The organism is Treponema endosymbiont of Eucomonympha sp. (assembly GCF_001028545.1).
Genome location: NZ_BBPW01000154.1, coordinates 1 through 1,437 on the forward strand (window position 1 = coordinate 1; position 1,437 = coordinate 1,437).

The 1,437-nt window shown below is 55.3% G+C and carries 3 protein-coding genes; 1 reads left to right on the forward strand and 2 read right to left on the reverse strand.

Features of this window, described 5'->3' with window-relative positions; all coding sequences use genetic code 11:
* Together AWU74_RS05505 and AWU74_RS10475 are read right to left on the reverse strand one after the other, a co-directional pair.
* Positions 1 to 825, reverse strand: an 825-nt coding sequence (locus AWU74_RS05505; protein ID WP_162504877.1) for a Na/Pi cotransporter family protein, incomplete at its 3' end; no start/stop codon positions are given.
* Positions 826 to 852: 27 nt separating this feature from the next.
* A complete protein-coding gene (locus AWU74_RS10475; protein WP_059369747.1) occupies positions 853 to 1,032 on the reverse strand; it encodes a hypothetical protein in 180 nt (59 codons plus the stop codon).
* Between the two features lie 69 nt (positions 1,033 to 1,101).
* On the opposite strand from AWU74_RS10475, the gene AWU74_RS12730 reads away from it, so the two are divergent.
* Positions 1,102 to 1,437 (forward strand): hypothetical protein (locus tag AWU74_RS12730; RefSeq protein WP_238580184.1); only part of this gene is annotated, 336 nt, incomplete at its 3' end.

Below are 1,437 nucleotides of genomic sequence, written 5' to 3' on the forward strand. Positions count from 1 at the left end.
CGAATCGACGAACGACAGGAAGGGGTGAAAAAAGAGCACGGCAAGCACGGTGCCCGTAATGTTGAACAGGACGTGCACCAGCGCGGCGCGGCGCGCGTTCACTTTGGTGCCGACTGCGGCGAGCACCGCGTCTATCGTGGAGCCGACGTTGCAGCCGAGCACCATAGCCGCGGCAAACTCCCAGTCGAGCGGGCTGTTGCTCCCCATAGTCACGATAACGACGGTTATCGCGCTCGACGAATGGACGGCGACGGTGGCGAGCAGCCCTATGGCGATTCCTGCAAACAGGCTCAGCGCTCCCCGTCCGGCAAAAAACGCCAGAAATCCGCTTTGCGATTTGGATAGTTCCGGCAAGTCACTGGAAAGAAAATCCAGCCCAATAAATAACAGTCCGAACCCCATGAGCGCTTCGCCGACGGCTTCTTTATGCAACCGCTTGACGAAAGTCAGGAGGAAGCCGACTCCGAATACCGGCACGGCGAATACCGCCATCTCGAATTTCAATTTGAACAGCAGCACCAGCCACGCCGTAACCGTGGTGCCGATATTCGCTCCGAAAATCACCCCTATCGACTGCGTCAGCGTCAAAATCCCTGCGTTGACAAACGAAACAACCATGACCGTCGTCGCCCCCGACGATTGGATAATCATCGTAATGAGCAAGCCCGTCAGCGCCGCAAATATGCGGTTGCCCGTCATCATGCCGAGCAGGTTCCGGAGGCTCTGCCCCGCGCTTTTCTGAATGCCGTCGCTCATCATCTTCATGCCGTACAGCAGGAAAGCCACGCTGCCGACAAACTGCAACACGAAGGCGGTTACTTTCATGCCGCTACCGTACCAAAAGGCACGGCGTTATGCAAGGCGCGGCTGCTGCCAGAATCCGTCCGGCTGATAAACCGCGAGCAGGACACCGGCAATGAGGGCTTGCGGCAGTTCCTTGACGGAATTCGGCACTGAGGTTTTCTTATAGGTAAAGCGGATAGGCAAGGCATAACGAGCAAACTTCTGTGGCACATAGAGGTAAAACGCCAAAACCGGACGCGATCTGCAGCAGCGTTTATAATCCGCTCAGAGGCTTTTGCGGGTCGCCCGAACACTTTTATGAGCGATCCGGAAAGTTGTACGAACGGCGCGTTTGCCGCATTTTTACAAAAACGCCTCTTGACAGAACGTGGGACACGTTTTATATATGATAATATAACAAAACGCATTGGAAGCTTTTATAAACGCCGCGAAAAGACTTTTGATCGGCACGACTCTTGCCGCAGGCGGGTTGATTGCCTGTCGGCAAGAACTGGCGCAGGGCGCACAAGGCGAGGCAGTGGGCGATGCGGAACACTGCCGCAACTCTCGGCGTGTTTTCCGGCAAATATTGACGCATCGGTTGCGGTAAATCGCACGGATAACAGCGTTACCGTGTATATTACAAAATCAGGG